This is a genomic window from Amycolatopsis acidiphila (genome assembly GCF_021391495.1).
Lineage (GTDB): Bacteria > Actinomycetota > Actinomycetes > Mycobacteriales > Pseudonocardiaceae > Amycolatopsis_E > Amycolatopsis_E acidiphila.
This window is the reverse complement of record NZ_CP090063.1, coordinates 3,562,251-3,588,663: the sequence shown is the minus strand read 5'-3', so window position 1 is coordinate 3,588,663 and position 26,413 is coordinate 3,562,251. Positions and strand designations below refer to the sequence as shown.

26 protein-coding genes and 1 pseudogene are annotated in these 26,413 nt (G+C 70.9%); 9 read left to right on the top strand and 18 right to left on the bottom strand.

Annotated features, from left to right (window positions below; all coding sequences use genetic code 11):
- Positions 1-3 precede the first annotated feature (3 nt).
- The gene (locus LWP59_RS17425; RefSeq protein ID WP_144632009.1) at positions 4-900 is read left to right on the top strand and encodes a LysR family transcriptional regulator; all 897 of its coding nucleotides are present in this window, start codon (positions 4-6) and stop codon (positions 898-900) included.
- 7 nt (positions 901-907) lie between these two features.
- Here LWP59_RS17425 and LWP59_RS17420 read toward each other — a convergent pair whose 3' ends face one another.
- Together LWP59_RS17420 and LWP59_RS17415 are read right to left on the bottom strand one after the other, a co-directional pair.
- Positions 908-2,446: a UbiD family decarboxylase gene (locus LWP59_RS17420; RefSeq protein WP_144632011.1), complete on the bottom strand. Its 1,539-nt coding sequence runs from the start codon at positions 2,444-2,446 to the stop codon at positions 908-910.
- On the bottom strand, positions 2,443-3,693 hold the full coding sequence (locus LWP59_RS17415) for an MFS transporter (protein WP_186382986.1): 1,251 nt from the start codon (positions 3,691-3,693) through the stop codon (positions 2,443-2,445). Before LWP59_RS17415 ends, LWP59_RS17420 begins: the two co-directional genes overlap by 4 nt.
- Positions 3,694-3,962: 269 nt before the next feature.
- On the opposite strand from LWP59_RS17415, the gene LWP59_RS17410 reads away from it, so the two are divergent.
- Positions 3,963-4,571, top strand: a complete 609-nt coding sequence (locus tag LWP59_RS17410; RefSeq protein WP_144632017.1) for a UbiX family flavin prenyltransferase — start codon at positions 3,963-3,965, stop codon at positions 4,569-4,571.
- Between the two features lie 174 nt (positions 4,572-4,745).
- On the opposite strand, the pseudogene LWP59_RS17405 reads toward LWP59_RS17410, so the two are convergent.
- The 4 genes and pseudogenes from LWP59_RS17405 to LWP59_RS17390 form a co-directional block, all read right to left on the bottom strand.
- A pseudogene (locus LWP59_RS17405) lies at positions 4,746-4,823 on the bottom strand (hypothetical protein); the annotation flags it as partial.
- A 239-nt stretch (positions 4,824-5,062) separates the two neighbouring features.
- Positions 5,063-5,674 (bottom strand): hypothetical protein, encoded by a 612-nt coding sequence (locus LWP59_RS17400; RefSeq protein ID WP_144632020.1) that lies wholly within the window; start codon positions 5,672-5,674, stop codon positions 5,063-5,065.
- Positions 5,675-5,691: 17 nt separating this feature from the next.
- Positions 5,692-6,831 carry a zinc-dependent alcohol dehydrogenase gene (locus LWP59_RS17395; RefSeq protein WP_229857765.1) on the bottom strand — a complete coding sequence of 380 codons (1,140 nt, stop codon included), beginning with the start codon at positions 6,829-6,831 and terminating at the stop codon, positions 5,692-5,694.
- Between the two features lie 132 nt (positions 6,832-6,963).
- Complete coding sequence (locus tag LWP59_RS17390) at positions 6,964-7,818, bottom strand: formate/nitrite transporter family protein (RefSeq protein WP_144632027.1); 855 nt, start codon at positions 7,816-7,818, stop codon at positions 6,964-6,966.
- A gap of 389 nt (positions 7,819-8,207) precedes the next feature.
- Between LWP59_RS17390 and LWP59_RS17385 the strand changes: the two genes are divergently transcribed.
- From LWP59_RS17385 to LWP59_RS17375, 3 genes are read left to right on the top strand one after another with little or no spacing between them, the layout of a single operon-like run.
- The gene (locus LWP59_RS17385; protein ID WP_144632031.1) at positions 8,208-9,389 is read left to right on the top strand and encodes a thiolase family protein; all 1,182 of its coding nucleotides are present in this window, start codon (positions 8,208-8,210) and stop codon (positions 9,387-9,389) included.
- Positions 9,386-10,315, top strand: coding sequence for an LLM class F420-dependent oxidoreductase (locus LWP59_RS17380; protein ID WP_144632034.1), 930 nt, complete (start codon positions 9,386-9,388; stop codon positions 10,313-10,315). The genes LWP59_RS17385 and LWP59_RS17380 overlap by 4 nt, the downstream gene beginning before the upstream one ends.
- On the top strand, positions 10,312-11,058 hold the full coding sequence (locus LWP59_RS17375) for an SDR family NAD(P)-dependent oxidoreductase (protein ID WP_144632037.1): 747 nt from the start codon (positions 10,312-10,314) through the stop codon (positions 11,056-11,058). The genes LWP59_RS17380 and LWP59_RS17375 overlap by 4 nt, the downstream gene beginning before the upstream one ends.
- A gap of 84 nt (positions 11,059-11,142) precedes the next feature.
- Here LWP59_RS17375 and LWP59_RS17370 read toward each other — a convergent pair whose 3' ends face one another.
- Genes LWP59_RS17370 through LWP59_RS17330 form a run of 9 tightly spaced genes read right to left on the bottom strand, consistent with a single transcriptional unit; the run spans position 11,143 to position 18,970 of the window.
- Positions 11,143-11,451 carry a hypothetical protein gene (locus LWP59_RS17370; RefSeq protein WP_144632040.1) on the bottom strand — a complete coding sequence of 103 codons (309 nt, stop codon included), beginning with the start codon at positions 11,449-11,451 and terminating at the stop codon, positions 11,143-11,145.
- A 2-nt stretch (positions 11,452-11,453) separates the two neighbouring features.
- A complete protein-coding gene (locus LWP59_RS17365) occupies positions 11,454-12,704 on the bottom strand; it encodes an NAD(P)/FAD-dependent oxidoreductase (protein WP_144632043.1) in 1,251 nt (416 codons plus the stop codon).
- On the bottom strand, positions 12,701-12,892 hold the full coding sequence (locus tag LWP59_RS17360) for a ferredoxin (protein ID WP_144632046.1): 192 nt from the start codon (positions 12,890-12,892) through the stop codon (positions 12,701-12,703). The genes LWP59_RS17365 and LWP59_RS17360 overlap by 4 nt, the downstream gene beginning before the upstream one ends.
- A gap of 13 nt (positions 12,893-12,905) precedes the next feature.
- Positions 12,906-13,829 (bottom strand): SDR family NAD(P)-dependent oxidoreductase, encoded by a 924-nt coding sequence (locus LWP59_RS17355; RefSeq protein ID WP_144632049.1) that lies wholly within the window; start codon positions 13,827-13,829, stop codon positions 12,906-12,908.
- A 23-nt stretch (positions 13,830-13,852) separates the two neighbouring features.
- Positions 13,853-14,269, bottom strand: a complete 417-nt coding sequence (locus LWP59_RS17350) for a Zn-ribbon domain-containing OB-fold protein (protein WP_144632052.1) — start codon at positions 14,267-14,269, stop codon at positions 13,853-13,855.
- Between the two features lie 17 nt (positions 14,270-14,286).
- Positions 14,287-15,096 carry an enoyl-CoA hydratase/isomerase family protein gene (locus LWP59_RS17345; RefSeq protein WP_144632055.1) on the bottom strand — a complete coding sequence of 270 codons (810 nt, stop codon included), beginning with the start codon at positions 15,094-15,096 and terminating at the stop codon, positions 14,287-14,289.
- Positions 15,093-16,358, bottom strand: a complete 1,266-nt coding sequence (locus tag LWP59_RS17340) for a cytochrome P450 (protein ID WP_144632058.1) — start codon at positions 16,356-16,358, stop codon at positions 15,093-15,095. Before LWP59_RS17340 ends, LWP59_RS17345 begins: the two co-directional genes overlap by 4 nt.
- 27 nt (positions 16,359-16,385) lie before the next feature.
- Positions 16,386-17,507 carry an NDMA-dependent alcohol dehydrogenase gene (locus tag LWP59_RS17335; RefSeq protein ID WP_144632061.1) on the bottom strand — a complete coding sequence of 374 codons (1,122 nt, stop codon included), beginning with the start codon at positions 17,505-17,507 and terminating at the stop codon, positions 16,386-16,388.
- Between the two features lie 20 nt (positions 17,508-17,527).
- Entirely contained in the window at positions 17,528-18,970 is a 1,443-nt protein-coding gene (locus LWP59_RS17330; protein WP_144632064.1) for an aldehyde dehydrogenase, read from the bottom strand.
- A 163-nt stretch (positions 18,971-19,133) separates the two neighbouring features.
- Here LWP59_RS17330 and LWP59_RS17325 point away from each other — a divergent pair, with 163 nt between their 5' ends.
- The 4 genes from LWP59_RS17325 (at position 19,134) to LWP59_RS17310 (ending at position 22,740) form a co-directional block, all read left to right on the top strand.
- Positions 19,134-19,565, top strand: coding sequence for an FAS1-like dehydratase domain-containing protein (locus tag LWP59_RS17325; protein WP_144632067.1), 432 nt, complete (start codon positions 19,134-19,136; stop codon positions 19,563-19,565).
- Entirely contained in the window at positions 19,562-19,984 is a 423-nt protein-coding gene (locus LWP59_RS17320) for a MaoC/PaaZ C-terminal domain-containing protein (protein ID WP_144632070.1), read from the top strand. The genes LWP59_RS17325 and LWP59_RS17320 overlap by 4 nt, the downstream gene beginning before the upstream one ends.
- Before the next feature lie 16 nt (positions 19,985-20,000).
- A complete protein-coding gene (locus LWP59_RS17315; RefSeq protein WP_144632073.1) occupies positions 20,001-21,347 on the top strand; it encodes a TetR/AcrR family transcriptional regulator in 1,347 nt (448 codons plus the stop codon).
- A 331-nt stretch (positions 21,348-21,678) separates the two neighbouring features.
- Positions 21,679-22,740, top strand: a complete 1,062-nt coding sequence (locus LWP59_RS17310; RefSeq protein WP_144632076.1) for a ferredoxin--NADP reductase — start codon at positions 21,679-21,681, stop codon at positions 22,738-22,740.
- Between the two features lie 4 nt (positions 22,741-22,744).
- Here the strand turns inward: LWP59_RS17310 and LWP59_RS17305 are convergent, their stop codons facing one another.
- Genes LWP59_RS17305 through LWP59_RS17295 form a run of 3 tightly spaced genes read right to left on the bottom strand, consistent with a single transcriptional unit; the run spans position 22,745 to position 26,402 of the window.
- Positions 22,745-24,232, bottom strand: coding sequence for a class I adenylate-forming enzyme family protein (locus LWP59_RS17305; RefSeq protein ID WP_186382987.1), 1,488 nt, complete (start codon positions 24,230-24,232; stop codon positions 22,745-22,747).
- Positions 24,229-25,377 (bottom strand): acetyl-CoA acetyltransferase, encoded by a 1,149-nt coding sequence (locus LWP59_RS17300; RefSeq protein ID WP_144632078.1) that lies wholly within the window; start codon positions 25,375-25,377, stop codon positions 24,229-24,231. The genes LWP59_RS17305 and LWP59_RS17300 overlap by 4 nt, the downstream gene beginning before the upstream one ends.
- The gene (locus LWP59_RS17295) at positions 25,374-26,402 is read right to left on the bottom strand and encodes an acyl-CoA dehydrogenase family protein (protein WP_144632081.1); all 1,029 of its coding nucleotides are present in this window, start codon (positions 26,400-26,402) and stop codon (positions 25,374-25,376) included. Before LWP59_RS17295 ends, LWP59_RS17300 begins: the two co-directional genes overlap by 4 nt.
- Positions 26,403-26,413 lie beyond the last annotated feature (11 nt).

Below are 26,413 nucleotides of genomic sequence, written 5' to 3'. Positions count from 1 at the left end.
CAGTTGGAACTCCAGCAGCTGAAGTACTTTCGCGCGGTCGCCGAGGAACAGAGCTTCACCCGGGCGGCGAAACGGCTGTTCGTCACGCAGCCCAACGTTTCGATCCAGATCCGCAAGCTCGAGCAGGAGCTGGGCACCCAGCTGTTCAACCGGGCCCACGGCGCCGTCACGCTGTCGCCGGCGGGAGAGCTGCTCGACGACTGCGCGCAGTCGGTCCTCTCGGCGCTGGAGGACACGACCGCGCGCATCCGGACGCTCGAGCGGGAACCGGCACCGCCGTTGCGGATCGGGTACGTGCCCAGCCTGGGCAGCACTGTCGTCCCGGCCATCGTCGTGCACATCAGGAAGGCCGCGCCGGAGATACCACTGGCCTTCGAGGAGATCGCGGACAGCACGCTGATCCAGGAGATGCTGGCGGACGGGAGGCTGGACGTGGGTGTGGGCCGGCTGCCCGGAGCGCGTGCACGGGTGCTGTTCAGCGAGGACTTCGTCGTCGCCTGCCCGGCGCGTGGCCCGCTGCGGAAACGGAACTTCGGCGACGCGCGCGCGTTCGCCCTGACCCCGTTCGTGATCCCGAGCGAGGGGATCGGGCTGCGCACGCAGATCCTGGACATCTGCCGGTCCATCGGCTTCGATCCCCACGTCGTGCTGGAGGCACAGAGCCTGGACCTGCTGCTGGGCGCGGTGGCGTGCGGGGTCGGGGTTTCGGTGCTGCCGCGGCTGTGCCTGGACATGAAGGCCGGGACAGCGGCGGTGCCGCTGGACCACCGGCCTGCCGCCAGGACGATTTCACTGGCCTGGCGGCGGCAGGCGGACGTCTTCCACCGGCACCCGCAGCTGGCGAGGTGCCTCGCCAGCTGCGAGGCCGGCCCGGAAGAGGTGGAGCTGATGGCGGGGTGAGGGCCCGTCAGTCGATCCCGTACTCGTCCCAGCGCCCCAGTACCAGGTCGAGATCCTCCTCGGCCGGCACCACGGTGGGCGGGAAGTTCTTGCCGCCCCAGGCCTCCTGCGGCTCGTAGCGGAAGGTGCGGGTGGCGTCGATCAGCGTGCGGTTCCACAGCCCCGAGCCGAGGCGGCTCACCTCGCGGTCCGCCAGCGGGGTGCTGGGGTCGAGCGGCGAGCCGAAGCTGCCCGGGAACATGACGATGTCGTCGCTTCCCGGCTGGACCCGGTACGCGATCGCCCAGTCGATCGCCGAGTAGTCGCCGGGGTCCACGTCCTCGTCCACGACGATGACGTACTTGTACCGGTAGAGCGCGGCATTGCTGCTCCACAGGGCCGCGGCGACCATCTTCGCGTGTCCTTCGTGGACCTTGCGGATCTGCACCACGATCGTCGTGCCGTTGGTGACCGGGTGCACGTAGACCTGCTTGATCCCGGGTACTCCGGCGCGTTCGAGTGTCTCCCAGGCGATCCCGGCTCGCTGCACGGACGAGAGGTAGCAGTTCTCGCCGGAGGAACCGGGTAGGGACCCTTCGAGCGTGCCTCGGAAGATCGGATCGTCCCGGTAGGTCAGGCAGGAGACCGCCATCGCGGGGCGTTTCTTGGGCACGTCGCTGACGTACCCGGTGAACTCGCCGAACGGGCCCTCCCATTCGTAGGTCTCCGGATCGGGCGAGATGTGGCCCTCGACGACGATCTCGGCCGACGCGGGGACCTCGAGATCGACCGTCTCGCAGCGCACCAGCGGGACCGGGGCGCCCAGATACGCGCCCATCACGTCGTATTCGCACACGCCCGGCGGGATCGGGCTGCCGGCCAGGATGTCCATGATCGGATGCCAGCCGTAGACGCACGCGATCGGCATCGGCTCGCCGCGTTCGGTCCATTTCGCCCAGTGGCGTCCCCAGTGCTGGCTCGGCACCATCAGCATCGCGATCTTGTCGCGCCCCACGATCATGCCCCGGTAGACACCGACGTTCATGACCCCGTCGTCGGGGTCACGGGTCACGACCGCGCCGAAGGTGTTGATGTAGCGCCCGCCGTCGAGGTGGTGCCAGTGCGGTACCGGGAGCTCGGTGAGATCGACGTCCCGGCCCGTGACGACGTGGTCCTTGACGGGTCCGGTGCCGACGACCACGGGACTGAGCCGCTTCCCGTTGAACTCGAGCACGTGCTGGACCAGCTGCGGGTAGGGGGTGTCCGGATCGAGCCCGAGCAGTATCGCCATCCGGCGGTGGCTCGCCAGCAGGTTGGTGGCGACCCTGCCGCAGCGGGCCTCCGGGCGGGGATAGCCGGTGATGTTCTCGAAGACCAGCCCGCCCGCATTGTGCTGGAGCGCGACCCGGCTCACCGTGCCGAGCTCCCGGTTCCAGTGCACTTCACGAGAAATCGTCGAGATCTCCCCGTGCGCCCGCAGATCCGCGAGCGCGGACCGCAGGTCCGCTCGCGTCGGGTGCACGCCGTCGCCGGCGTTTCCGACAGCTTCCGGGACCGTTCTCGTCATTGTCCGCTCCTTTCGGTGGTGATCACGGCTCGTCCGGTGCCGCTGTCCTGTGTGGACCTTCGTCGGGGCCGGGTTTCCGGCAGCAGGAGTGCGCAGAGGACGAACAGGACCACCCCGATGATGCTCACGATCCCCATCCCGATCCCCAGGTTGGCGAAGCCGAGCAGGACGACCAGGCTCGGCGCCAGCGCCGACAGGCCGCGCCCGAACATGTAGGTCGTCGAAGTCGCGGTGGCGCGGATCCTGGTGGCGAAGCTCTCCGGAAGCCAGGCTCCCATCAGTGAGGATTCCGCGTTTCCCATGCTCCACACGAAGAAGAACCAGAACAACGACCACGACCAGACGCTGCCCGGGTACCTGTGCCCGGCCGCCAGCCCGGCCACGAGCAGGCCGATCGAGCCCGCCAGCGTGAACACCGCCGGCACCAGCGTCGCCGCCTTGCGGCCGATCCGGTCGCCCCACAGGCCGAAGGCGATCTTCAACGGCACGACCACCCACACGGCGAACGTGTTGACCTGCTTCCACACGGCCGGACCCTGGTGGTACGTGTCGACGATGAACGTCGGCATCCAGGAAGTCACCCCGTAGTAGGAGATCATGTAGCCGAGCACCAGACCGAAACCGAGCAGCCATCGTTTCCTGTTGCCCGCCATGGCGAGTTCACGGAAAACGCCGCCGGCCGGGTTCCCACCGGTGTGCTCGCGCCTGCTCCGCAACCAGACCCGCGATTCCGGCATCCAGAACCGGGTGACGACGCACAGCAGGATCGGCGCGCAGCCGGTCGCGAGTGCCAGCCGCCAGCCGCCCGCACCCTGGACGGCGATGATCTGCGCCGAAACAAGGCCCGCCAGCACGCTGCCCACCGGCAGGGAGCTCTGGATCACCGACGCGCCGAGGCCGCGGTGTTTCGTCCAGGCCTCGTTGAACAACGCCATGCCGACGCCCCATTCACCGCCGAGCCCGATGCCCGCGATGACGCGCGTGATCAGCAGCGAGCTGTACCCCCACGAGAAGGCCGAAAGCAGGGCGCCGAGCGAAAACACGGCAATGCTCCAGGTGAGCGCGCTCTTGCGGCCACGGACGTCGGCGAGCCTGCCGAACAACGCCCCGCCGACGATCGACGCGAGCAGCTGCGCGGTGACGATGAACCCCGCCTGGGTGGTGGAGATCCCGAGGTCCTTGGTGATCGAGGGCAGGACGAAGGTGATGATCAGCAGGTTGTACCCGTCGGTCACGTAGCCCAGCACGGCGGACAGCAGAACGATCCACCGTTGCGCTGTCGAAAAGTCGGGGTGGTGATCGGGCGAGGAGACCATTGCGATGCTCTCTCTCTTCTGGTTCCCAGCGCCGGACGTGGCGGCCTCGGGGATTGAGCCATTATGCGGGCACCGGTTTCGGGAAAGGCAATATCGAGATCCTTATGGCGGCATTAGCGAACGGTATGCGCGCGGACCGCCCGCCGGCGTGTGGGTGGGCTAGTCTGCGTCCGAAGCGGAGCTCGACGCGAGGAGCACGGATGGGGCTGCCGAAGCGGTTGATCGTCGGAATCCCCGGCGCGTCCGGCGCGATCTACGGAATCAGGACGCTCGAGGTGCTCCGTGCTCGTGCCGATGTCGAGACGCACCTCGTGATCAGCAGGTCCGGGCGCGCGACCATCGAATACGAAACCGGATATTCGGTTCAGCAGGTGAAAAACCTCGCCGATGTCGTGCACAGCGACCACGACCTCGGCTCGCCGATCTCGTCCGGGAGTTTCCGGACCGCCGGAATGCTGGTCGCCCCGTGCAGCGTGAAGACGTTGTCCGCGGTGGCCAACTGCTACGACGACACCCTGCTGGCCCGCGCGGCGGACGTGTGCCTGAAGGAACGGCGCCCGGTGGTGCTCCTCCTGCGGGAGACACCGCTGCACGCCGGGCACGTCCGGCTGATGTCCCACTGCGCCGACGCCGGCGCGATCCTGATGCCACCGGTACCCGCGTTCTACACCTTGCCCGAGACGGTCCACGACGTGGTCGAGCACACCGTCCACCGGGCACTCGACCTGTTCGACCTCGCCCCACCGGAAACGCTCCGCTGGACCGGCGAACGCCAGGCCGCGACCGCCGCGGTGCGGCGGGCGGTATGACCGGACGGTGAACGTCCGGGGCGATGTCTGGTCCACCAGGCCGAGTCCCCGCAGCGCCGCCTCCCGCCCGTGCGCCACGTGCATCCGGGTGAGGGCGACGGCGGCGATCGCGTCCCGGCGCGGGTAGATCTCGACCAGTCCTTCGGCCAGCAGCTCCCGGAGCGCCTCCCGGACCGGCACCCGGCTGACGCCGAGGTCGTTCGCCAGCTGGTCGACCCGCAGTTTTGCCCCGGGCAGGAGCTGCCCCAGCACGACGCGCCCGGCGGCCTCGCCGGCGCCTCGTCCCTCCTCGGCGCGGGGGCGCAGCTCACCGACGGGCCCGCACTGGCCCGCGCCGCCAAGACCGGTGCCTTCGGCGGGATCAGCCTGTCACTCGCCGAGACCGCCGCCGTCTCCGCCGTGACGGGCACGCTACCGCGAATCGGGCAGCGGCGACAGCCGGCGTGCTGAGGCGGTTGCGGGACCGCGCCAGGTGAATCCACGGGTGGCTGCTAGGAGCTGCGTCGGCGACGCGCCCCCCGGGGTCCCGGCGCGTCGCTGCGCCGCAGCACCTTCCTGACAGTCCCGAAGACGAGCCCGCCCACCGCCACCCACGGGCCGGCGACGATGACCGGGTCCAGCATCTGGTGCTTGACGTCCGCACGCTTCTTCCCGAGCCGGGAGGAGACGCCGTGCCGGGAGAACTCGCTGAGCACCCCTGTCTCCGTGATCGGGTTGTCGGGACGCAGGGTCAGGAACGAGCGAGCATGGTGCTCCCACGCGTCCACCCGGTCGGCGGCCAGCAGGAGCAGCCAGTGCGCGGCGCGCCCCTCGCTGTACTTGCGGTAGGAGAGCCTGCGCAGCACGCCGGAGAGGCCCCTGGGCGGGCACGAGGTGCCGAAGACCGGTGTCAGGAACTTGTGCTCGATCGATCGCTCGCGACGCCCTCTCTCCGGTTGCCGCTCGGGGAACTCCCAGTGGGCGCCGGTCCGGTCCTCCTGCCACCGCAGCTTCGGCACCGACGGCCGGTCCTTGGGGTCGAGGTCCGCACCCCAGCCCGGGATCCGGGCGCGCAGCTGGTCGCTCGACTCGGTGAGCGGCGGTCGCTTCGATGTGTAGGTCATGGCTCCAGTTCCTTCCCTCAGCTGCTGCTCGCCACGATGAGCGGCTTGATGCAGCCGTCCAGCTTCGCGGAGAAGATGTGATAGCCCTCGGCGATGTGCTCGAGCGGGATCCGGTGGGTGACGATGTCGCTCGGTTTCAGGTAGCCGTTGCGGACGTGCTCGAACAACCGCGGCCACTGCCGCTTGACGGGGCACTGGTTCATCCGCAGCGTGAGGCCCTTGTTGAACGCGTCGCCGAACTTGACGGCGCTGAAAATCGGCCCGTACGCGCCCATCACCGAGATGGTGGCGCCCTTGCGCACCGAGTCGATCGCCCAGTTGAGGGCCACCGGTGAGCCGCCCTGCAGCTTCAACTTGGCCGACGTGACGTGCTGGATCAGGTTGCCGTCGGCTTCGGCGCCGACGGCGTCGATCGCGACATCGGCGCCGAGGTGGTCGGTGATCTTCTTCAGGTGTACGACGATGTCGTCGTACTCGGTGAAGTTGTAGGTCTCGGCGTGGGCGAAGGTGCGGGCCTTCGCCAGGCGGTACTCCAGGTGGTCAATGACGATGACCCGGCCGGCACCCATCAGCCAGGCCGACTTCGCGGCGTACAGGCCGACCGGCCCGGCACCGAAGACCACCACCACGTCGCCCTCGACGATGTCGCCCAGCTGCGCGCCGAAGTAGCCCGTGGCGAGCGCGTCGGTGAGCAGGACCGCGTCCTCGTCGTCCATCCAGTCGGGGATGACGCTCGGGCCCACGTCGGCGAACGGCACCCGGACGTACTCGGCCTGGCCTCCGTCGTACCCGCCGGTAGTGTTTGAGTAGCCGTAGATGCCGCCGACGGCCGTGGCGTTGGGGTTGACGTTGTGGCAGTTGGAGTACAGGCCGCGCGCGCAGTACCAGCACGTCCCGCAGAAAATGTTGAACGGCACCATGACGCGATCCCCTCGTTCGAGGTTCCGCACGTCAGGGCCTACGTCCTCGACCACGCCGACGAACTCGTGCCCGAAGGTCATGCCGACCCGCGTGTCCGGCATCATCCCGTGGTACAGGTGAAGGTCCGAGCCGCAGATCGCAGCCAGTGCGACGCGGACGATCGCGTCGTTCGGGTGCTCGATGGCCGGGATGTCCTTCTCCTCGGCCCGGACCTTGTACGGCCCGCGATAGACCATCGCACGCACAGCGTCTCCTCCAATCAGTGGTTCACCGGTGCTCGCAGGTGAAGAGCAGGCGGCCCCGACGGCGTCGGATCGGGCGGGGCTACCCGTCACACGGCCGCATAACCGTCCCGATGGTTCCCGCCGTCAGGTGCTCCGGTCACCGGATTCTTCGCGGGCGTCGTGCTGCGCCTCTTCGACGCGGTGTGACACCCGGAGCAGCCGGATCGAGGTGACCAGGCCGATGCCGCCGAGGACGTTGCCCAGCGACGACCAGGCCAGCGCGAGTGCCCAGTTGGCCCACGAGTAGTGCGCCAAGCCACCGAGCAGGCCGGCGAACATGACGATCGAGTCGAGTACCGAGTGGAACAACTGTGCCCCGACCAGAAGGAACGGCATGGCGACCGCGGCCACGAGCTTGACTCCCATGTCGCTGGTCGAGTGCTGCATCCGGGTCATCAGCGTGATCACCGCACCGGCCAGCACGGCCAGCAGCAACGAGCGCCAGGACGTGCCCAGCGTGGCGTAATGGACACCGGCCGTCGCCGCGGTGCCACGAAGGTCGGGCAGCGCCACGACGATCATCCCGGCCATCACGAAACCCCCGGCCAGGTTCGCGGCGAGAGTGACCAGCCACAGCCGGAGCAACCGTGGCCAGGAACCACTGCCGGACGCCAGCGCGGTGATCGGGACGAGGAAGTTCTCGGTGAACAACTCGCTGCGCGCGAGCAGCAGCGCGATGAACCCGATCGTGAACGCGGCGGAGGCCAGCAGCGGCTGCCCGGTCTCGTGCTCGACGACCAGGTAGGCCAGCACTCCCATTGCGACGTCGACGCCGCCGAGCAGGCCGGTGGCCACCAGCGGCAGCAACGGACGTCCAAGCCGGTCGCGACCTTCGGCGACGATCCGGTCGAACGCTTCCTCGAGCTCCGGCTCGTCCCGGCTCCCGGCCGGAGACCGCAGAGGCAAGCGTCCGTGCTCGTCGGTCGGGTCGTCTCGCATCACACCTCCAAGCCGCTGCCGGGATCCCATTGTGCGCGCGACAACCGGCATCGGCGACCGAGCGCGTACCGGGGCAGGTGGCGGACGGGGAGCGGCGCCTCGAATCCGCGACCTCCACCACGACGTTCTCGAGCAGGAGCACGATCCGGAGCGAAGCTCCCACGGCGACGGTGGCTCCACCTTCCAGTGCAACGGAAAGGACGTCTCCCTGTCTTCGAACCGGTTCCTGAAAGAAACCCCGCCTCAGCCGAGGGAGCCGATCGGCCACCGCGAACGCTCGCGAGTGCCAGCGCCGATACAGTTGACCTGTTAAGTTCATTGCTCGATATCTGTAGCTGTCGTCAGTACAGTGAACGGCAGGAGCCACCCCCGATCCCCTGGAGTCGAACGTGCCTGACGCCGTCATCGTCGCCGCCTGCCGCACCGCCATCGGCACCTCGTTCAAGGGCAGCCTCACCGAGACCAGCGCCTTCGACCTGGCCGAGCCGGTGATCACCGAGGTGCTGCACCGCTCGACACTCGACCCGGCCCTGCTCGACGACATCGTCTTCGGCGAGGTCATGCAGGGCGGCGGCGACATCGCCCGGCACGTGGCCGTGCGCGCGGGCCTCACCTCGGTGCCCGGGCTCGCGCTGAACCGCCAGTGTGCTTCGAGCCTGTCCGCGATCCAGACCGCGGCAGCCGGGATCCGGGCCGGCATGGACCGCGCCGTGCTCGCGGGCGGCGCCGAGTCCCCGTCCACCGCACCCGTGCTGCGGCGCCGGATCCCCGGCACGCAGGACTGGCAGGACCGGTGGATGTCGCCCTCGCACCCTGCGACGGCAGAGGCCCCCAGCGACGACATGTCCATCACCGTCGGCTGGAACACCGCCAAGCTCGCCGGCGTCTCCCGCGAGGAGATGGACGCCTGGGCCTTGCGTTCGCACCAGCGCGCGGTCGCCGCGATCGACGGGGGCCGCTTCGCCGAGGAGATCGTGCCGATCAAGGTGCGCAACGCCGAAGGCGCCGAGATCCTCTTCGACACCGACGAGCACCCGCGCCGCGACACCTCCATGGAACGTCTCGGGCGGCTCAAGCCGCTGCATCCGGAGATCGAGGGCTTCAGCATCACCGCGGGCAACTCCTCAGGCGTCAACGACGCCGCGGCGGCCGTGCTGCTCACCTCCGCCGAACTGGCGGCGCAGCAAGGGCTGCGCCCACTCGGCGTCGTGCGTTCATGGGCCTCGGTCGGCGTGGACCCGGTCCGCACGGGCCTCGCGCCCACCGAGGCGATCCCCAAGGCGCTCGAGCGCGCGGGCCTGAAGCTCTCCGACGTCACGCTGTTCGAGATCAACGAGGCCTTCGCGTCGATGTGCGTGGCGAGCACGAGGATCCTCGGCATCGACCCGGAGCTGGTCAACATCAGCGGCAGCGGCTGCAGCCTCGGGCACCCCATCGCCGCCACCGGCGCGCGGATGGTCACCACACTGCTCGGCGACCTGCGCCGCCGTGGGGGCGGCATCGGCGTCGCGTCCCTGTGCGCGGGCGGCGGCATGGGCTCGGCGCTCGTCGTCGAGGCGTTCCGGCCGTGAGGTTCACCCTCGAGTACCCGATCGAGCGCACCGGCTACGCACCCGAGTTCCGCCTGCCGGAGAACCTCGCCCGCGTGGTACGTGCGGCCGAGGAGGCCGGGTTCGGCGCGATCTGTTTCAGCGAGCATCCGGCCCCCTCGACGAAGTGGCTGGCCGCGGGCGGTCACCACACGTTCGACCCACTGGCCGCGCTGTCGTTCTGCGCGGGGGTCACCTCGCGGATCCGGCTGATGACCAACCTGCTCGTGCTCCCCTACCGCAACCCGCTGCTCACCGCCAAGACGCTGTCCACTGTGGACGTCCTCTCCGGCGGGCGGCTCACGGTCGTGGCCGGCAGCGGCTACCTGCGCTCGGAGTTCGCCGCCCTCGGCGTGGACTTCGCCGAACGGAACGAGCTGTTCGACGAGGCCGTCGAGGTGCTCGCCAAGGCGTGGACGGGAGAGCCGGTGCGCTTCGAAGGCAGGCACTTCCGGGCGCTCGACCAGCAGCTGCGACCGCCGCCGGTCCAGGCCGGGTTGCCACTGTGGATCGGCGGCAACAGCAAGGCGGCGCGGCGGCGGGTCGTGGCCCACGGCCAGGGCTGGTCGCCGTTGTTCGCCCAGGGCGTCGACGCGAAGACGGTGCGCACGTCCCCGATCGAGACTGTCGAGCAGCTGGCCTCCGCGATCGACGAGCTGCGCGGCGAACTGCACGAGGCGGGCCGGAGCCCGGACAGTGTGGACGTGCAGACGGAGGCGCCGGTCCCGGCCGTCGCGGGCGGCGACCCGGAGGCCGCCGCACATCTGGACGAGCTCGCGAAGCTGGCCTCGGCCGGGGTGACCTGGGCACTGGTGCGCCTGCCGGCCGACGGCGTGGACAGCGCGCTGGACGCGATCGGCCACTACGGCGAGGACTTCATCCGGGCGAGCGAAGGAGAACGAAGATGACGTTGGCCGGCAAGGGTGTCGTCATCACAGGAGCCGGGGCCGGGATCGGCCGGGCGACCGCGCTGCACCTGGCCGCGGCGGGGGCGCGGGTGGTCGTGTCCGACGTCGCCGAGGACGGCGGCAAGGCCACGGTCGAGGACATCCGCGCCGCCGGTGGCACTGCCGAGTTCGTCGCCTGCGACGTCTCCGACGAGGCCGGTGTGGACGAGCTCATCGAGCGGTCGGTCGCGTTCCTCGGCGGGCTCGACCTGGCCGTGAACAACGCCGGGATCGCGCACGCCCCCTGCGATCTGCACGAGCTGGCGGTGCAGACCTGGGACGGGGTGATGGCCGTCGACCTGCGCGGCACCTTCCTGTGCCTGCGCGCGGAGCTCGGGGTCATGCAGGCCGCCGGGCACGGCAGCATCGTGAACATGGCGTCGAACGCGGGCGTGAAGAACGCACCCGGGATGGCCGCCTACACCGCGGCGAAGCACGGCATCGTCGGGCTGACGAAGAACGCGGCCCTGCAGTACGCGCGCCGCGGCATCCGGGTCAACGCGGTCTGCCCCGGCACGATCGCCACCCCGGGTATCGCGTCGTACCCGGCGGAGATGCAGCGGGAGTGGGGCGACATCATCCCGATGGGGCGCCTCGGCACCCCCGAGGAGGTCGCCCGCTCGGTCGCCTTCCTTCTCTCGGCGGAGTCCTCGTTCCTGACCGGCGTGGAGCTGCTGGTCGACGGCGGGCTGATGTACGACTGAGTCACCGCCACGCGAAGACGGGCAGTTCCAGATACGCCACCGTCGTCCAGCAGCTCGCGAGCGCGGCAGCCGCGTCCGGCCGGGTCAGTCGCTCGCCGGCAGCGGCTTGGCTTCCTTGAGCACGAGCGGGCTGCCCGCCGCGGCCAGGCTGCTCGTGCCGGGCTTGGTGACCAGCACCTCCAGCGCCGCCTCGCCGTCGGTGTAGCGCTTGCCCAGCTCGGTGCCGCCGGTCGCGGCGGGGTCGGCGGTCAGGCCCGGTGCCGCCTCGGCCTTGGCGTCGATCATCGGGTGCCCGCCGCAGGAGAGCTCCACCTCGGCGGTGGGCGGTCGCACCACGATGATCTCCGTGGCGTCCACCTGGCTGCGCAGCCGTGTTCCCGGTTTGAGCTCCATGCTCACACTCCTGTTCTGTCGGCGGTGACAAGGTTCGCGGCCGCACGGCGGCGGTCCGCGGCGAAAGCGAGCCCGTCCTCCCAGGACGCCTCGCGCTGGATCAAGCCTCGGTACTTCATGACCTGCGCCTTCCCGTTGACGGTCAGCGCACCGGCCAGCCGGTCGCCGCGCCGGTACAGCGCCACGAGCCGCCCGTCCCGGTCGAGGTCGCCGTCGACGACGCGGACCTCGTCGGCGGCGGGGATCCCGGCCAGCTGGATCCGGCTGCCGTACCAGTCGGACCAGAAGTAGGGCACGGTCGAGCAGGCCGCGGGCTCTCCGGGCCCGATGGCGTTGCGCGCGGCGATGCGGGCCTGCTCGGCCGCACTGGTCCAGTGCTCGAGACGCATCGAGACGCCGAACGCGGGGTTGTGCCAGCGCACGAGGTCACCGGCCGCGTACACCCCGTCGGCGCCGGTCCACAGGTGCTCGTCGCACACCACGCCGCCGTCGAGCGTCAAGCCGGAACCCGTCAGCCAGTCCACGGCGGGCCGGGCCCCGACGCCCGCCACGACCAGATCGGCGGGCAGCACCGAACCGTCCGACAGCAGGACCCGCTCCACGCGCCCCTCGCCTTCGACCGCGGCGACGGCCACGCCGCAGCGCAGGTCGGTGCCGTGGCGATGATGCAGGGTCGCGAGTACCGCGCCCAGCTGTTCGCCGACCGCGCGCACCAATGGCGTGGGAAGCGCTTCCACGAGCACGACGTCGCGGCCGCGGGCACGCGCACTCGACGCCACTTCGGAACCGATGAACCCCGCACCGATCACCACCGTGCGGGCGCCGGCATCGAGAGCCGCACGGATCGCGAGGGCGTCGTCCACGGTGCGCAGGGTGTGCACACCGGTGAGCCCTTCGGCCAGGGCCGGCCTCCGCGCGATCGAGCCGGTGGCGAGCACCGCCGCGTCGTAGGGCACGGCCCGCTCGCCGACGAGCACCGCGCGCCCGGCGGTGTCGAGCCCGCTCGCCGGTGCGCCGAGCAGCAGCTCGACGCCCAGCTCGTCGCGCAGCTCCCGCTCGTCACGGAAGGACGGCGCCGGTTCGGCGGGGTTCTCCAGGAAGGCCTTGGACAGCGGCGGCCGGTCGTAGGGCAGGTGTGGTTCCGCCCCGATCAGCGTGATGTGCCCCGGAAAGCCCGCCTGCCGCGCAGCCTCGACGGCGCGGAGGCCGGCGAGGGAGGCACCGACCACGACCAGCCGTTCGACCGTCCTCACGGAACCAGCCGCAGCGCTTCGTTGGGACAGCACGCGACCGCCTCCTGCACGTCGCCGAGCCGGCCGTCAGGCACGGTGCTCGCTTTCAGCTCGAGCTCGCCGTCGTCGTTCACCTCGAACAGGTCGGCGGCGATGGACTCGCACATCGCCTGGCCGGTACAGCGGTCCCGGTCCACGATGATCCGCATGGCAGGCTCCGGTTCAGCTGCCCAGCCGGAGGCCGGGCGCACGGGTCTGGAAGATGTCGGTCGCCATCACGGCACCCAGTTTCGTGGCGTCCCAGCGCTTCCCGCCGCTGGTCGTGGTGACCCGCTTGGTCCAGCCCTGCATGAGCGAGAGCTCCTCGCCCATCGCCCGGATCACCTGGCCGCTGACGTGGGCGGCTTCGTGGCTCGCGAGCCACGCCACGACCGGCGACGCCAGTGACGGGTCCTTCGGGTCGAACTCGCCCTCGGGGCGCTCGTCGGCCTCCGGTACCTGCTCGGCGCCGGAGATCGTGCCGGAGAGCCGGGTGATCCCGCCGGGGCTGATCGCGTTGACCGTCACGCCGATGCTCGCCAGCTCCAGGCTCAGCGTCTGGGTCAGCCCCACGATCGCGGCCTTCGCGGCGCCGTAGTTCGACTGTCCGAAGTGGCCGAGCAGCCCGGCGCCGGAGGTCGTGTTGATGATGCGGCCGTACACCGAACCGCCGTCGCTCTTGGCGATCGCCCGCCACCGCTTGGCCGCGGCGCGGCTGGCCAGCCAGGTGCCGCGTACGTGGACCCGCATGACGAGGTCGAAGTCCTGCACGCTCATGTTCCACACGGCACGGTCGCGCACGATGCCGGCGTTGTTCACGACGACGTCGAGGTGCCCGAACTGGTCGAACGCCTTGGCCACCATGGCCTCGACCTGCTCCTCGTCGCCGACGTCGCCGTAGTCGGCGATGGCCTTGCCGCCCCGGGCGGCGATGATGCCGACGACCTCGTCAGCGTCGCGGCCACTGCCCTCGCCCGACACCGACGAGCCGAGGTCGTTGACCACCACGGTGGCACCGTGGCTCGCCAGTTCGAGCGCGTGGGCACGGCCGATCCCGTGGCCCGCGCCGGTGACGAGGGCGACTTTGCCTTCCAGCAGGGAACTCATGCGTCTTCTTTCCTTCGGTTCGGTCAGGGGGCGGGACGGAAGACCGGGGCCGACAGCTCCTCGGTCAGCGGCTGGAAGTCCACGACCAGCGCCATGCCGACCCGCAGGTCGGCCGGGTCGCAGCCGGTGACCGTGGACATCACCCGCGGCCCCTCCGCCAGCTCCACCATGGCCGCGACGTACGGCAGCCGTTCCCGGAACGGCGCCAGGTCGTTGACGTACACCGTCGAATACGTGTAAAGCGTGCCCCTCCCCGACGCCTGCCAGGGTGAAACGTCGTCGCTCCAGCAGAACGGGCAGTAGGGCCGCGGGTAGTGGTGCACCCGGTCGCACGATCCGCACCGGGCGATCAGGAACCTGCCTTCGGCGTAGGCGTCCCAGTACACCCGGCTGTCATCGTCCACTGTGGGCAGATCGGCTCTGCTCGTGCTCGTGGCCATGGTTCTCCTTGCTCCTCTCACCAGCCGCGGAATTCGGGCGGCCTGCGTTCGACGAACGAGCGGACACCCTCGCCGGAGTCCTCGGCGTAGGACTGGATCTCCTGCGCCATCCCCTCGGCGAGGAAGGCCGCCGAGCGGTCCACGTCCGGGGAGGAGTTGAGCAGGCGCTTGGTCAGCGAGATCGAGCTGGTGGGCGAGACCGCGAGCCGGCGGGCGAACTCGTCGGCCGCCGAGGCGAGCTCCGCGGCAGGCACCACCCGGTTCACCAGCCCGAGCGCGAACGCCTCGGCCGCGGGCAGCTTGTCGCCGAAGAAGGCCAGCTCCTTCGCCTTCTGCATGCCGACCCGGCGCGGCAGGAGATACGCACCGCCGCCGTCGACGACGAGACCGCGGCGCACGAAGGATTCCACGAAGGTGGCTTCCTCGGCCGCCACCACCAGGTCCGAGGCGAGCGCGAGATGCGCGCCGATCCCCGCCGCCGCGCCCTGCACGACCGCGATCACCGGCTTGCCGCAGTCGAGCACCGCGGAGATCAGACGCTGCGCGCCCGTCATGATGCGGCGCATGCCGTCGGTGACCCGCTTGCCCTCCTTGGACTTCGCGATGCCGCCGATGTCCGCGCCCGAGCAGAAGTGCCTGCCGCGCGCGTCGATCACCACCACGCGGATGCCGAACTCGGCGTCCGCCTCGGCGAGCAGTTCGATGACGCGGTCGCGGTCCTGCGGGCGCAACGCGTTCGCCGATTCCGGCCGGTTCAGCGTGATCCGCCGGATGCCGTCCGCGTCGCTGTGCAGGACGGCCGCCTCGACGGCGTTCTCGACGCTCATTTCGCCACCGGGGTGAACTCGGCGCGCAGGTGCTTGATGCCGTGCAGGAAGTTCGAGCGCAGCGGGTCCGGCTCCCCCACCGCCCGGATGTCGGGCAGCAGCTCGAACAGGGTCCGGAACGCCACCGACAGCTCGAGCCGGGCCAGGTTCGCGCCCAGGCAGTGATGGGGGCCGGGCGAGCCGAACGTGACGTGCGGGTTCGGCTCGCGCGTGATGTCGAACGCGGTCGGGTCGGCGAAGTACTGCTCGTCCTGGTTGGCCGAGCGGTACCACAGGACGACCTTGTCGCCGGCCGAGAACTCCTGCTCCCCCAGGCGCACGCCGTCGCGGGTCACGGTGCGCCGCATGTGCAGCACCGGCGAGGACCAGCGCACCAGCTCCTCCACCGCGCGCGCGGTGTGGGTTTCGAGATCGCTCTGCCACAACCGGTTCTGCTCCGGGAAGCGGGTCAGCGCCAGCAGGCCGTGCGCGATCGCGTTGCGGGTGGTCTCGTTGCCCGCACCCACCAGCAGGATGAAGAACGACGCGAGCTCCTGCGGGGTCAGGTTCTCCTCGGTGCGGGCCGCGACCAGTGCCGTGATCAGGTCGTCCTTGGGCGCCTTGATCCGGTCCTCGGCCAGCTCCTGCAGCAGCCCGGCCAGCCGCTCGCCCGCGGCCATCACCGCGCCCGCCACGCCGCGCGGGGTCTGGTCGGCGACGTACTCGGGGTCGCTCGCCGCCATGATGATGTTGGTCTGGTCGAAGATGAAGCGTTCCTGGCTGCGCGGGATGCCCATCATGTTGTTCACGATGCGCAGCGGGATGAGCGCGGCGACCTCGGTGACGAAGTCGCACTCGCCCCTGCCCGCCACGGCACCGATGATGTCGCGCGAGGTGTGCAGCACGTCCTCGCGCAGCGCTTCCAGCGTCTTGGCGGTGAAACCCCGCGAGACGATCCGGCGCTGCCGGGCGTGCTCGGGGTTGTCCATGTCGATGATGGACCCGCGGTACTCCTTGAGCCGGGGCGGCTGGTCGAAGATGTTGATGCCCGCGCCCGAGCGGAAGTCGTCGGGCCGTTTGCTGACCTCTTTGATGTCGTCGAGCCGGGTGAGCGCCCAGAACCCGCCGCCGCGCGGTGTGCCGTTGAGGTCGAGCTCCGGCACGAAGGGCCGGGGGTTCTCCGCACGCAGCCGCGCGAACAGCGCGTCGCGCTCGGCGACCGGCCGCGTCCACCAGTTCAGGTCGTCCAGGACGTCGGCGCCGGCACTCTCGATTGTCGTCATTTCGCGGATCTCCTCGTCGTGGTCGGCTCAGCCCGCGGCCGGGTAGCGCAGCACCCCGCGCAGGAACCGGCCGGTACGCATGTCGGCGTAGCCGTCGTTGATGCCTTCGAGCGGGTACGTCCGGGACACGACCCCGTCGAGGTCGACCTGGCCGGAGCTCCAGAGCTCGAGCAGCTTCGGGATGTCGGCACGCGGGTTCGCCGACCCGTACAGGGTGCCGACGATCTGCTTCTCGGTGAGCGTCAGGTCCATCAGGTTGAGGCTGACCGAGTTCTCCGCCATCGGGTGGATGTTCGTGACGACGAGCCTGCCGCGCTTGGCGGTCATCGCCAGCGCCTTCGCGACGAGCGCCCCGTCGCCGACGCCCATCGTGCACACGAACCGGTCCACGCCGCGGTTCCAGGTGGCGTCCGAGATGACCGAAGGCGCCTCCTCCCACGAAGACGCCACGTGCGTGGCGCCCATGGCGAGTGCGTGCTCCTTCTTCTCGACGGCCGGGTCGATGGCCACGATGACCCGTGCCCCGGCGAGCTTCGCGCCCTGGATGGCGGCTGCCCCGATGCCGCCGATCCCGGCGATCGCGACGGTGTCGCCCGGCCGGACACCGGCCGCGTACACGGCCGAGCCCCAGCCGGTGATGAAACCACAGCCCAGCAGGCAGGCGCGCTCGAGCGGGACGGAGGGGTCGATCTTGATGCAGCTCGCCTCGTGCGCGACGGTGTGGTGCGCGAACGAGCCGACCAGGCAGGCGGTCGAGAGGTCCTCGCCACGGGCGTGGTGGCGGGCGGTGCCGTCCGCGATCTGCCGGCCGGAGTACAGCCGCGCGCCGAGGTCGCAGAGGCTCTGGTGCCCGGTGGAGCAGGACGGGCAGCGCCCGCACGAGGGCATGAACCCGAACACCACGTGGTCGCCGGGAGCCACCGAGGTCACCCGGGAGCCGACTTCCATGACCACGCCCGCACCCTCGTGGCCGCCGATGCACGGCAGCCGGAACGGCATGTCCCCGGTGACGATGTGCTCGTCGGAATGGCACATGCCCGAGGCGTGCAGCTCGACCAGCACCTCCTCGGGACCCGGCGGATCGAGCTCCACCGGTTCGATGGACCACTGCGCTCGGCGCTCCCAGAGCACCGCGGCGAGAGTCTCCACTTGGTCTCCCCTTCGAAAGGTCAGCGGGCGGGCAGGACGATGGACTGGGGTTCGACGTAGGCGCTGATGCCCTCGGGCCCGCCTTCGCGGCCGATCCCGGACCGCCGCATCCCGCCGAACGGGCTGCCGAGATCCATCGGCGCCGACGAGTTCACCGCGACCGAGCCGGTGCGCAACCGGGCGGCGAGGGCCTCCCCGCGCGCCACGTCGGTGGTCCAGACCGCACCCGCGAGCCCGTAGTCGGAGTCGTTGGCGAGGGCCACCGCCTCGTCGTCGGAGCCGTAGGGGATGACGGTGGCGACCGGGCCGAAGATCTCCTCGCGGGCGATGGGCATGTCGTTGTCCACATCGGACAGCAGCGTCGGCTCGAGGTACCACCCCGGCGTCGCGGGCCTGCCGCCGCCGGTGACGAGACGGGCCCCGTCGGCGACGGCACGGCGCAGGTGGGCCTCGATGCGGTCCCGGGAGCGTTCGGAGATCACCGGGCCGAGCTGGGTCCGCGGGTCGGCCGGGTCACCGAGCCGCAGCGCCGCCACGGCGGCACCCAGCGCGTCGACAACCTCCGGGTAGCGCGAGCGCGGGGCCAGGATCCTGCTCAGTGCCATGCAGACCTGCCCGCTGTTGTCCATCGCCCCGGCCACCAGCTGGTCCACAGTGGCCTCGTCGAGCCGGACGTCGTCGAGCAGCACGGCCGCGGACTTGCCGCCCAGCTCGAGCGTGCAGCGGCGCACGTCGTTGCCGCACAGTGCGCCGATGCGCCTGCCGACGGCGGTGGACCCGGTGAAGCTGATCTTGTCCACGCCGGGGTGGCGGACCAGGTACTCCCCCGTCCCGGCATCGCCGGGCACGACGTTGAGCACGCCTTCCGGCAGGCCGATCTCGGTCGCCGCCTCCGCCAGCACGAAGGCCGACAGCGGAGCTTCCGGGGCGGGCTTGAGCACGACGGTGCAGCCCGCGACCATGGCCGGGGCGAGCTTGAGCGCGGCGATGAACAGCGGCGCGTTCCACGGCACGATGGCGCCGACGACGCCGACCGGGAGCTTGCGGACCCGGACGTCGTTGCCGAAGACGCCCCGCCTGGTCTCGGTCCACGGGTAGTCCCCGGCGAGCGCCTGTGCCGTCCGCAGCACGCCGAGCGCGGTCGCGACCTGCCCGGTGCCGGCCCAGGTGCGCGGCGAGCCGACCTCGTCGGAGATCAGCGCCGTCAGCTCGGCCGAACGCACCTTGAGCGCCTTGCCCAGCCGTCCGACGAAACCGGCCCGCTCCGCAGGGCTCAGCCGGGGCCAGGGGCCGAAGTCGAAGGCCTCGCGCGCGGCGCCGACGGCGGCGTCGACGTCGGCCGGCTCCGCGTGCGGCACCCGGCCGATCACCTGCTCGGTCGCCGGCGAGCGGACCTCGATCACGCGGCCGCCCGCCGGTGACCGCAGGCGGCCGCCGACGAAGACGTGGTCATGACTGGGCAAGCGGGGCTCCTTCACCTCGTGCGCTAACGCCATTCTGACAGTAGTGTCACAAACTTGCAACCAACCAACTAGCAGTTAAACGTCTTGTCCGCTAGCTTATGCTGAACACAGCAGCCGAACTCGGATTCGGTGTTCTGACGTCACGTTCCGGTGAGGAGAAGCGATGGACGCGCCGATGGGCAGCCGCGGCACCGAATACGAGATGGTCGTGGAACGCGGCAAGATCCGCGAGTTCGCCACGGCGATGCAGAGCCGGCACGAGGCCTACGAGGGACCGGACGCCGTGGTGCCGCCCACCTTCCTGACCAGCAGCGCCCTCTGGGCGCCGGAAGGCGCGCGGGTGGACGTGGGATTCGACCGCAAGCGCCTGCTGCACGGCGAGCAGGAGTACGTCTTCCACGGGCCCCCGCCGCGAGCCGGCCAGGTGCTGAAAGTGGTCGACCGGATCGAAGACCGCTACGAGAAGCCGGGCAAACGGGGCGGGCAGATGCGCTTCGCGGTGGTCGTCACCGAATACCGCACCGAGGACGGGACACTCGTCGCGGAAGGCCGCTCGACGCTGATCGAGACCGCGCCCAAGGGCGGCGCGGCGTGAGCGCGGCGGGAACCACGGCGGTGACGGTGGGCACGAAGGCGGAGCCGGCCGAGTTCGGCCCGCTGACCACCCGCATGTTCGCCCGTTACGCGGGCGCCTCCGGCGACTTCAACCCCATGCACTACGACGACACGCTGGCCCGCGCGGCCGGGTACCCGTCGGTGTTCTCGCAGGGCATGCACTCCGCGGCGCTGCTCGCCTCGTTCGCCGTCGACTGGCTCGGCGCGGACACCGTGCGCCGCTTCCGGGTGCGCTTCCGCGAGCAGGTGTGGCCCGGTGACGTGCTGACCTGCACGGGTGAGGTCACCGCGGCCGAGCGGCGCGGCGACGGCCTGCTGGTGACGGTCGAGCTGACCGCGACGCGGCAGACCGGGGGCGTCGCCATCGGCGCGTCCGCGGACTTCCTGCTGCCCGGTTAGCCGTACCCTTAAGCCGATGGCAGCCCAGTCAGAAAACGAGACCCTCCGGCGCGAGGGCTATGGCCCCACCAGTCTGGTAGTGGGTCAGCGCGGCGCGCGCACCCGTCAGAAGATCGTCGAGGAGACGCTCCGGCTGTTCGAGTCGCAGGGGTTCCACGCGACCTCGGTGGACAGCATCGCCAAGGCCGCCGGCACCTCGCGCTCCACGCTCTACCAGTACTTCGAGAGCAAGGAGCAGATCTTCGTCGAGCTGCTCGAGGAATGCGGGTCCGCCCTGATGCGGGTCGTCCGCCGGATCGGCCCGCTCGGGCCCACCCGGCTCGGCTTCGACAACCTGCACTGGTGGCTCGGCGAGTGGGCCTACGTCTACGACAAGTACGCGACGATGTTCGTGCAATGGGCCAGTGTGGACACCCCCGGCACGAGCGTGCAGCCCCTGGTCACCGGATTCGTCCGGTCCTACGACGAGCGCATCGCGCGCCGGCTGGAATCCTCGGAGATCGCCGGGCTAGACCCGCTGGACGCGGCGCTCGCGATGACCAGTGTCGTGCACCGGTTCAACTACTTCCGGCACATGGGCCTGACCCCGCACCGGCTCAGCTCCGAGCAGCTGCTCGACGGCCTCGCCGTGTTCGTCCAGCTCATGCTGTTCCCCGACACGCCGCTGGAGGTGTTCGACTCCATCGAGCGGCCGCCGCGGAGCAAGGCCCGTGCCGTGCGCGCGGCGGGCAAGCCCGGCGAGGAGATCCCGGACCGGGTGGCCGGGCTGCGGCCCCGCGCGGCGGCGACCGTCCGCCAGCTCATCGACGCGGGCGCCAGGCTGTTCGCCGACCGCGGATACCACGGCACCGGCGTGGACGACGTGGTCGCCGAGGCGGGCTTCGCCCGGGGCACGTTCTACAAGTACTTCGACGAGAAGCTCGACCTGCTGCTGCAGCTGACCCGCGAGTGCGCGATCGACATGCAGGAGTCGGTCGCCCGGTTCGCCCGCATCGATCCCGCCGCTCCCGACGGCCCGCGGCTGCTGCGCGAATGGCTGACCGGGTACATCCCCTTCCACACCCGTTACCTCGGGGTGATGCGGGCCTGGCTGGAGGGCTCGCTGCAGGACCCGCGGCTGCTCGGCGTGGTCGCCCGGTCGACCCGTGACATGCACCTGGCGGCGCTGAAGGTGCTCGCCAAGGTGGACCGGCCGCATCCGCTCGACGCCGACCTGGCCGCGGTGCTGCAGGGCGCGCTGCTCGAACGGGTGCCCGAGGCGGCGTTGCAGCAGGACGCGGCGCGGACGCCGGAGGCGGTCGTGGAGCTGATCGCGGCGGTGATGGAGCGATCCCTGTTCAACACCGGCCCCGAAACCGCCTGAGCTGTTCGGCTGACACCTCGCCGGCACCGCCGACGCCGACCTGAGTAGCCCTCCTCGTCGTCGGTGAGCGCGTCCGCGCCCCGCAGGCACAACAGTTCAGTGCGGACGTCGTCACCAGCGACGCCTCGCTCACTCGGCGATGTGGCCTGCGACATGTTGCCGCAGCCCCGTAGTTTCTGACACTATGTAACCTAAATCGCCAGATCGCGAACTCGGGTACGTCCACGTTCGTACGTACTTTTTCGAACCTATCCGAGGTGGCACGTCACCCCGTTCTGACGAATGGTACACAGACCCGTGCCGACGCTGCCCGTAAGTGAGGACGTCGACGATGACCGAAACCGCGGCCCGAGGCCGCTCCCGCATGCTCCGGATCGTTCGCGTGGCCGAAGAGACCCGCGACGCCCGGTCGCTGGTCTTCGAGGTGCCGGAGGCCGACCGCGACCGCTTCTCCTACCGGCCCGGGCAGTTCCTGACGCTGCGCATCCCCAGTGACCGCACCGGGTCCGTGGCGCGCTGCTACTCGCTGGCCAGCTCACCGCACGAAGCCGAGCAGCTGACCGTGACCGTCAAGCGCACCGCCGACGGGTACGGCTCGAACTGGTTGTGCGCCAACGCGGTCGAGGGCATGGAGCTCGAGGTCCTGCCACCGGGCGGGGTGTTCACCCCGAAGGACCTCGGCGCCGACCTGCTGCTGTTCGCCGGGGGCAGCGGGATCACCCCGGTGTTCTCCATCGTGAAGTCCGCACTCGCCCAGGGCAGCGGCAAGATCGTGCTCGTCTACGCCAACCGCGACGAGTCCTCGGTCATCTTCGCCGACCGGCTCGCGGCGCTCTCGGCCCGGTATCCGCGCCGGCTGACGGTGATCCACTGGCTGGAGTCCGTGCAGGGCCTGCCCAGCCGCGGCCAGCTGCAGGCGCTCGCCACGCCGTTCACCGGCTACGAGGCCTTCGTGTGCGGGCCCGCTCCGTTCATGGACGCGGTGACCGACGCCCTGTCCAGCGCGGGGATGCCGAAGTCCCGCGTGCACGTCGAGGTCTTCACCTCGCTGTCCGGCGACCCGTTCGCGGAAGTGCCGGCGGTGGCGCAGGACACCGCGACCGCGAAGAGCACGGTACCGGCCGAGGTGGAGCTCGCCGGGCAGACCTACGCGGTCGACTGGCCTGCCGGCACTCCCCTGGTCGACGTCCTGCTCGCCAAGGGCATCGACGCGCCGTACTCCTGCCGCGACGGCGAGTGCGGCTCCTGCCAGGCCACGCTGCTCAAGGGCAAGGTGACCATGATCCGCAACGAGGTCCTCGGCGAGGACGACGTCGCGGAGGGCTACATCCTCACCTGCCAGGCGCTTCCCGACCCCACGGGCACCGACCCGATCAAGATCGAGTTCCTCTGACGGGTCAGCAGCGGGCGCGCAGCGCGTGCCGGTCCACCTTCAGCATCGCGGTCAGCGGCAGCTCGGGCACGATCTCGACCCGGTCCGGCGCCTTGTAGTCGGCCAGCCGCTCGCGGGTCCACCCGCGCAGGACGTCGCGCGTGGGCGGGCTGGCCGGGTTCGCGGGGACCACGAACGCGACGCCGATCTCGCCGATCACGGGGGCCGGGGCACCGACCACGGCGACCTTGGCGACCCCGGGGTGCTGGGAAAGGACGTTCTCGACCTCGAGCGGGTAGACGTTGTAGCCGCCACGGATGTAGACGTCCGAAGCGCGGCCGGAGAGCACGAGGTTGCCCGTGGCGTCGAACGACCCGAAGTCGCCGGAGATCAGCCAGCCGTCGGGGGTGAGCACCTCCGCGGTCAGCTCCGGTTGGTTCCAGTACCCGCGCATCACGCAGCCACCGCGCACCCGGACCCGGCCGACCTCCCCCGCTGGGACAGGGCGTCCCGCGTCGTCGGTGAGCAGGAGCTCGGTGCCCTCCTGGGGCCGGCCGACCGTGCGGAACTGGATCTCCGGTGGGTCGTCCGGCTCGGTGCCGCAGATCGTCGGCGACTCCGTCATCGCGTACCGCACCACCAGCGGGACGCCGAGCCGCGCCGCGGTCTTCTCCACCAGCTCCGGCGGCGCCGGGGCGGTGGCCGCGATACCGACCCGCAGGTGCGGCAGCGGCCCGGTCTCCGGTTCCTCGAGCAGTTTCGCCCACTGCGTCGGGACGCCGCCCGCGACGGTGATCCGCTCCTCCCGCAGGATGCGCGCCATCTCCGGCGCCGACCACGGCACCGGGGAGATCACCATGGTGATCCCCCATGCCAGCTGGTCCCACAGCTTCGCCAGGTAGCCCGCGTGGGCGAACGGCGTCGCCACGAGCCGCCGGTCGTAGGGCGCGCTCATCACGCCGGCGGCGGTCGCGGCGGCGGCGAGGTTGCGCGAGTCGAACCAGGCGCCCTTGGGCGTCCCGGTCGTGCCGCTGGTCCAGATGATCACCACCGGGTCGGTGGGTGCCACGCCGACGGGAGCCGCGAGCCCGGGCCCGTCGTACGTCGCCGCGAGATCCGTCCGTGCCAGCACCGGAATCCCGGCCGGAGGCTCGGGCAACCCGGCGCCGGCATCGCGGATCACGAGCGCGGGCCGAGCCCGCTCGAGCACGGCCGCCACCTCCCGCGGCCCCAGCCGGGTGTTCAGCCCGGTGGTGACCGCCCCGAGCCGCGCCGCGGCCGCGTAGCAGACCGCGAAGTCGATCGAGGACGGCAGCATCAGGGCGACGACGTCGCCGTGCCCGATCCCGCGCGCGGCCAGCGCCCCGGCCAGGCCGTCGGACGCGCGGGCGAACTCGGCGAAGGTGATCCGCGCCCGGCCCGGTTCCACGTAGGCCTCGTGGTCGCCGTGCTGCTCCGCCGCCGCGTCCAGCACCTCGCCGAGGGTGCGGAACTCGCCCCGCAACGCCGTCACGACGACTCCGCGCCGAGGATCAGGGTGCCGCTGGAGCAGAACCACCCGCCGGTTCCGCTGACGCAGGCCAGCTTCGCGTCCGGCACCTGGCGAGGGCCGGCCTCGCCGCGCAGCTGCCGGACCGCCTCGACCACCAGGAAAAGCCCGCGCTGACCGGGATGGCACGCCGAGAGCCCGCCGCCGTCGGTGTTGGTGGGCAGCGCGCCGCCGAGGCGCAGCCTGCCGTCGGCGACGAACGGGCCGCCCTCACCCTTCTTGCAGAAACCGAGATCCTCCAGGGACATCAGCAGCATGTAGGTGAACGCGTCGTAGATCTCGCAGACGTCGACGTCCTCCGGCGTCACCCCGGCCCGCTCGAACGCGAGCGGGCCCGACACCGCCGCCGGGCCCGTGGTCATGTCGTCCCACTGGCTCGTCGAGACGTGCGAGACCGCCTCCCCGGAACCCAGCACCCACACGGGTTTTCCGGGCAGGTCGGCGACTCGGTCCTCGGCGACGAGCACCGCGGCGGCCGCGCCGTCGGAGCGGATGCAGCAGTGCAGCTTCGTGAACGGGTCGGCGATCATCCGGCCCGAGAGCACCTCGTCGACCGTGATCGGGTCGCGGTAGGCGGCCTCGGGGTTGTCCTTCGCGTTGGCGCGCGCCGACACGGCGACCTCGGCCAGCTGCTCGATCGTCGTGCCGTACTCGTGCATGTGCCGCCGCGCGGCCATCGCGTACTTCGCGATCAGCGTGTGCCCGTAGGGCGCCTCCCACTGCAGGGGACCGCGCGAGCCCCAGTTGAGGTTCGCCGTCCGCAGGCCGCTGCGCAGGTCCGAACGCGACGTCGAACCGTAGGTCAGCAGCACGACGTCGGCGTGCCCGGCGGCGATGGCGTCCGCCGCGTGGGCGACCATCACCTCCCAGGACGCGCCGCCGACCGACGTCGAGTCGATCCAGCGCGGCCGCAGGCCCAGGTACTCGGCCACCTCGATGGGCGGTAGCGTGCCCTGCCCGGTGGACCCGAGCCCGTCCACCTGGTCGGGGGTCAGGCCCGCTTCGGCCAGCGCGCGCTTGGCGGCCTGGGCGATCAGGCCGTAGGGGTTGGTGGCGACCTTGCCGGTGTCGGCGAGGGCGACTCCGGCGATCACTGTCCGGCGGCTCATTGCGCGGCCTCCTGGGCGAGCAGGTCCCCGAGATGGTCGCGGGGAGATCCGAAGCACTGGTCGAACACGTGCGCGCGCTTGAGGTAGAGGTGCACGTCGTGCTCGTAGGTGTAGCCCATCCCGCCGTGCACCTGGATGGCGGCTTCGGCGCTGTCGATCGCCGCCCGCCCCGCCACGGCTTTCGCCGCCAGCACCTGGAACCTGGCGTCCGGCCGCGCCGAGCGCAGGCTGATCGCGGCGAACAGGGTCTGCTGCCACGCGGCTTCCGCGGCCACCGCCATGTCCACGCACGCGTGCTTGACCGCCTGGTTCACCCCGATGGGCCTGCCGAACTGGACCCGGTTCTTCGCGTGCTCGACGGCCAGGTCACGCGCGCCCTCCGCGAGCCCGACCTGGATCGCCGAGGCGAGCACCAGCGCTCGCAGCCCGGTGTCCTCGTCCACAGTGGACAACCAGCACAGGAAGGGAGCCTCCGCGGCGGTGGCGGCCGCCAGCCGCGTGCCGGGGTCGATGCACTCGACCGGCCGCACGTCGGCCAGCGAGTCCTTCGGGAGCAGCCCGGCTCCGCCGGGTTCGACCACGAGAACGTACTCGGCATCGGTGGCATCGAACAGATCGAACCGGCCGGTCCCGCAGTAGCCCTCGCCCGGCGGTCCGTCCCTGCGCTGCGCGAGCGCCACCTGGACCTCCCCGGCGACGATCGAGCGGGCCAGCTCAGCGTGCCCGGTGAGCGCGGCCAGGCGCGCGCCCAGCACCGACGCCGCGAACGGTCCGGGCACCAGGTGCCTGCCCAGCTCCCGGAACAGCAGCACTTCGTCGTCGAAGCCGAGCCCGAGGCCGCCGACGTCCTCGCCCGCGCTCACCCCGAGCAGGCCGAGCTCGGCGGCGGCGGACCAGAGCTTGCGGGCGATCGCGCTCGGCTCGTCGCGCCGGTCGCGGATGGCGCTGACGGGCAGCTGTTCGGTGAAGAACTCCGACGCGGCGGTGACCAGCTCGAGCTGGTCGGAAGACGGGAGAAGATCCACGGTGCCTCCAG

Bases quoted from the DNA above. Each gene is read 5' to 3' on its own strand.
- LWP59_RS17325 (WP_144632067.1), top strand. From the start codon at position 19,134: ATGGACGCGCCGATGGGCAGCCGCGGCACCGAATACGAGATGGTCGTG.
- LWP59_RS17355 (WP_144632049.1), bottom strand. From the start codon at position 13,829: ATGAGTTCCCTGCTGGAAGGCAAAGTCGCCCTCGTCACCGGCGCGGGC.
- LWP59_RS17340 (WP_144632058.1), bottom strand. From the start codon at position 16,358: ATGACGACAATCGAGAGTGCCGGCGCCGACGTCCTGGACGACCTGAAC.
- LWP59_RS17345 (WP_144632055.1), bottom strand. From the start codon at position 15,096: ATGAGCGTCGAGAACGCCGTCGAGGCGGCCGTCCTGCACAGCGACGCG.
- LWP59_RS17400 (WP_144632020.1), bottom strand. From the start codon at position 5,674: ATGACCTACACATCGAAGCGACCGCCGCTCACCGAGTCGAGCGACCAG.
- LWP59_RS17360 (WP_144632046.1), bottom strand. From the start codon at position 12,892: ATGCGGATCATCGTGGACCGGGACCGCTGTACCGGCCAGGCGATGTGC.
- LWP59_RS17310 (WP_144632076.1), top strand. From the start codon at position 21,679: ATGACCGAAACCGCGGCCCGAGGCCGCTCCCGCATGCTCCGGATCGTT.
- LWP59_RS17300 (WP_144632078.1), bottom strand. From the start codon at position 25,377: ATGAGCCGCCGGACAGTGATCGCCGGAGTCGCCCTCGCCGACACCGGC.
- LWP59_RS17420 (WP_144632011.1), bottom strand. From the start codon at position 2,446: ATGACGAGAACGGTCCCGGAAGCTGTCGGAAACGCCGGCGACGGCGTG.
- LWP59_RS17395 (WP_229857765.1), bottom strand. From the start codon at position 6,831: ATGGTCTATCGCGGGCCGTACAAGGTCCGGGCCGAGGAGAAGGACATC.
- LWP59_RS17350 (WP_144632052.1), bottom strand. From the start codon at position 14,269: ATGGCCACGAGCACGAGCAGAGCCGATCTGCCCACAGTGGACGATGAC.
- LWP59_RS17370 (WP_144632040.1), bottom strand. From the start codon at position 11,451: ATGGAGCTCAAACCGGGAACACGGCTGCGCAGCCAGGTGGACGCCACG.
- LWP59_RS17375 (WP_144632037.1), top strand. From the start codon at position 10,312: ATGACGTTGGCCGGCAAGGGTGTCGTCATCACAGGAGCCGGGGCCGGG.
- LWP59_RS17390 (WP_144632027.1), bottom strand. From the start codon at position 7,818: ATGCGAGACGACCCGACCGACGAGCACGGACGCTTGCCTCTGCGGTCT.
- LWP59_RS17315 (WP_144632073.1), top strand. From the start codon at position 20,001: ATGGCAGCCCAGTCAGAAAACGAGACCCTCCGGCGCGAGGGCTATGGC.
- LWP59_RS17410 (WP_144632017.1), top strand. From the start codon at position 3,963: ATGGGGCTGCCGAAGCGGTTGATCGTCGGAATCCCCGGCGCGTCCGGC.